This window comes from Jatrophihabitans sp., assembly GCF_051960575.1.
Lineage (GTDB): Bacteria > Actinomycetota > Actinomycetes > Mycobacteriales > Jatrophihabitantaceae > JBQCEE01.
Genome location: NZ_JBQCEE010000280.1, coordinates 1 through 3274, shown reverse-complemented (window position 1 = coordinate 3274; position 3274 = coordinate 1). Strand labels below are relative to the sequence as shown.

Below are 3274 nucleotides of genomic sequence, written 5' to 3'. Positions count from 1 at the left end.
TCTTCGCCACCTCCGGCGCGTTGGAAGCACTGGCTACCAAGCGCACCCGCGACTCGGTCACCGCGCTGCTCGACCTCGCCCCGGATCAGGCGACCCGCCTCGACGCCGAGGACCGCGAACATGTCGTGCCCGCCGCGCAGCTCCAGGTCGGCGACGTGATCTTGGTCCGCCCGGGTGAACGCATCGGCGCCGACGGCACCGTGCTCGACGGAGCCTCCGACGTCGATCAGGCGACCATCACCGGCGAGCCCCTGCCGGTCGCCAAGCACCTCGGGGACGAGGTGTTCGCCGGCACGATGAACGGCACCGGCGCGCTCCGCGTCGAGGTGAGCCGGGCGGCCGCCGACAGTGTCGTGTCCCGCATCGTCGCCCTGGTCGAGGAAGCCTCCGAGAGCAAGGCCCGCACGCAGCTGTTCATCGACACTGTCGAGCAGCGGTACTCGGTCGGGATGGTCACTGTGACGGTGTTGCTGCTGGTTCTGCCGTTGCTGTTCGGCGCGGCGCTGCAGCCGACGTTGCTGCGGGCGATCACGTTCATGATCGTCGCCTCGCCGTGCGCGGTCGTGCTGGCGACCATGCCGCCGCTGCTGTCGTCGATCGCCAACGCCGGCCGCCACGGCGTGCTGGTCAAGTCGGCCGTGGTCATGGAGCAGCTCGGCCAGACCAACCAGGTCGCCTTCGACAAGACCGGCACCCTCACCGAGGGGCGCCCCCACCTGACCTCGATCACAGCCGGCGACGCGATCGACGAGGCCGGGGCGCTGCGCTCGGCCGCGTCCGCGGAGGTGCCGAGCCAGCACCCACTCGCTGCCGCCGTCGTGACTGCCGCGCACGACGCCGGGCTTCCGCTGCACCACGCAGAGGCGTTCGACTCCGTACCGGGCCGAGGGGTCACCGCCATCGTCGACGGGCGTCAGGTCGCGGTACTGAGTCCCGCGGCCGTGCAGCGGCTGCTGCCCGCTGTGCTGGCCGAGGCCGTCCAGCATGCCCAGCAGCGAGGCGACACCGCCGCCGTGCTGCTGGTCGACCGCACGCCGGCCGCGGTGCTAACCCTGAGCGACCAGGTACGTACCGATGCCGCCGCCGCCGTTGCCGCGCTCAGCGACCACACCGACCGGGCGCCGGTGCTGCTGACCGGCGACAACGCCGCCGCCGCCCGGCACGTCGCCGCGGCGGTCGGCATCGGCGAGGTCCACGCCGACCTCCTCCCACAGGACAAGGTTGCCGCGATCGGCCGGCTCCAAGACGCCGGCGCCCGAGTCCTCCTCGTCGGCGACGGCGTCAACGACGCACCAGCCATGGCAGCCGCCCACCTTGGTTTCGCAATGGGCAGGCACGGCTCGGACCTCGCCCTCGAGACGGCCGACGGCGTCGTGGTCCGCGACGAGCTCACCGCCCTGCCCCGCGTCGTCGCGCTCTCCCGCCGCGCCCGGCGAGTGGTCGTTGCGAACCTCACCATCGCCGCCGCGATCATCGTCGGGCTCGTCGCCTGGGACCTGGTCGGTCATCTCCCGCTGCCCCTCGGCGTCGCCGGCCACGAAGGCTCAACTGTCATCGTGGGGCTCAACGGGCTGCGGCTGCTACGAGCCAAGGCCTGGCAGTGCACCCTGACCACAACCGCTCCCTCGGTCGGGGCCGAGAACCCGCAGCACGCAGCCACGCCCGAGGAGGCTGGGGTCGGCCGATGAGCACCATGGACCCCTCCACACCGCAGGACGCACTGGCCGGACGCGCCGACCGCAAGGTCGGTGCCCACTGATGGCCGACACGCGAAGTGCCGCGGTGCGCGAGGTGGCGCTGCTTCGACGCGGTCGACTCCTCGAGATCAGCACGCTGGGGTGGAACGTCGTCGGCATCGTCGTGCTCGCTTTCGCCGCGCTGGCCGCACGTTCGATCGCGCTCGCCGGCTTCGGGCTGGACTCACTCATCGAGATCGGAGCGAGCACCGTCGTGTTGTGGGAGCTCGCCGGCACCGGCGAAGCGCGGCAACGGCGTGCGCTCGGTCTGATCGGCGCTGCGTTCATTGCTCTCGGCATCTACCTGGCTGCTCAGTCCACGTGGGCGCTCGCCACTGGGTTCCACCCGCATCACAGCTCGGCAGGCATCGTCTGGACCGCGTTGACCGCCGCTGTCATGTTCGCCCTTGCTGCCGGCAAGACCCGCATGGGCCGCGCACTGGACAATCCGGTACTGCTGACAGAAGGTCGGGTCACCACCATCGACGGGCTTCTCGCAGTCGCGGTACTGGCCGGGCTGTGTCTCAACACCGCGGCGGGGTGGTGGTGGGCCGATCCGGTCGCCGGGTATGTGCTGGTGTACTTCGCGGCCAAGGAAGCACGGGCCATCTTCACCGGCGACCACTGACACTCCCGATGTGGGTGGCCACGTCCGGTGCGCTGTGCATGACCGTCCCCGGAACGACCGACCACAGCGCTGTCGACGCGCTGCTCGTTGACACACGAGGTCTCACCCTTCTGCCGCGCTCGGGACGTGGTGAGGTCGAGGTCGCACGGGCAGGCAGCCCGAGTCCGCTGCGTCAACGCGCGTTGAGCATCGCGGAGGTCTTCTTCTTCGCCTCGTCGGCGTGCTGGTCACTGGGTGGTGCGCGGAGGTCAGGCCGTCGGGATGAACGTCGGCTGGTTCCGCATGGGTCTTCGCAGTGGGTCGACGAGGTCGGGTGGGGTGAAGTGTGGGATGCCGTCGATCATGTGGATGCGCCAGCCGTGGTCGAGGTGGCGGCGGTGGTGGTAGGCGCAGAGCAGGACGAGGTTGTCGATGGCGGTCTGGCCGCCGCGGATCCATTCGAAGATGTGGTGGCGTTCGCACCATTCGGGTGGGATGGAGCAGCCGGGGAACGCGCAGCCGCCGTCGCGGACGGCCAATGCGTCGGCTTGGGCTGGTGAGGCGCAGCGGCGTCCGCGGCCGTAGTCGAGGATGCCGCCGGTGGTGTTGTGGACGACCCAGCCGACGCTGCACTGGTCGGCGAGCCGGAACGCCTGCGCGACCGAAAGTTTCTGCCGGTGGGTGGTCCAGACCAGCCCGGTGCCGGTCTCGAACTGGTCGGGGGTCATGACGACCTGGACGGTGGCGGCGGTGCCGGTGGCGGTGGCGTGCTCGCCGGCGCGGGCGGCCAGGGCGAGCAGGTCACCGATCGCGTCGGCGCGGCGTTGGCCGGGGGTGCGCTGGTCGGGGCCGGTGGCGTCGGTGGGGCGGGGTTTGGCGTTCGCGGCGAGGAAGGCGAGCAGTTTCGCCCCGTCGACCCCGGCGAGGCGGT

Annotated in this window: 3 protein-coding genes; 2 read left to right on the top strand and 1 reads right to left on the bottom strand. The window is 71.1% G+C overall.

The window, feature by feature from the left end; genetic code table 11:
- Both ACTHMS_RS15785 and ACTHMS_RS15780 read left to right on the top strand, forming a co-directional pair.
- Positions 1-1688, top strand: a 1688-nt coding sequence (locus ACTHMS_RS15785; protein ID WP_440307624.1) for a heavy metal translocating P-type ATPase, incomplete at its 5' end; no start/stop codon positions are given.
- Between the two features lie 70 nt (positions 1689-1758).
- Positions 1759-2364 (top strand): cation transporter, encoded by a 606-nt coding sequence (locus tag ACTHMS_RS15780; protein ID WP_440307623.1) that lies wholly within the window; start codon positions 1759-1761, stop codon positions 2362-2364.
- A 248-nt stretch (positions 2365-2612) separates the two neighbouring features.
- Here ACTHMS_RS15780 and ACTHMS_RS15775 read toward each other — a convergent pair.
- Positions 2613-3274: DUF222 domain-containing protein (locus ACTHMS_RS15775; RefSeq protein ID WP_440307622.1), on the bottom strand; the 662-nt coding region annotated here is incomplete at its 5' end.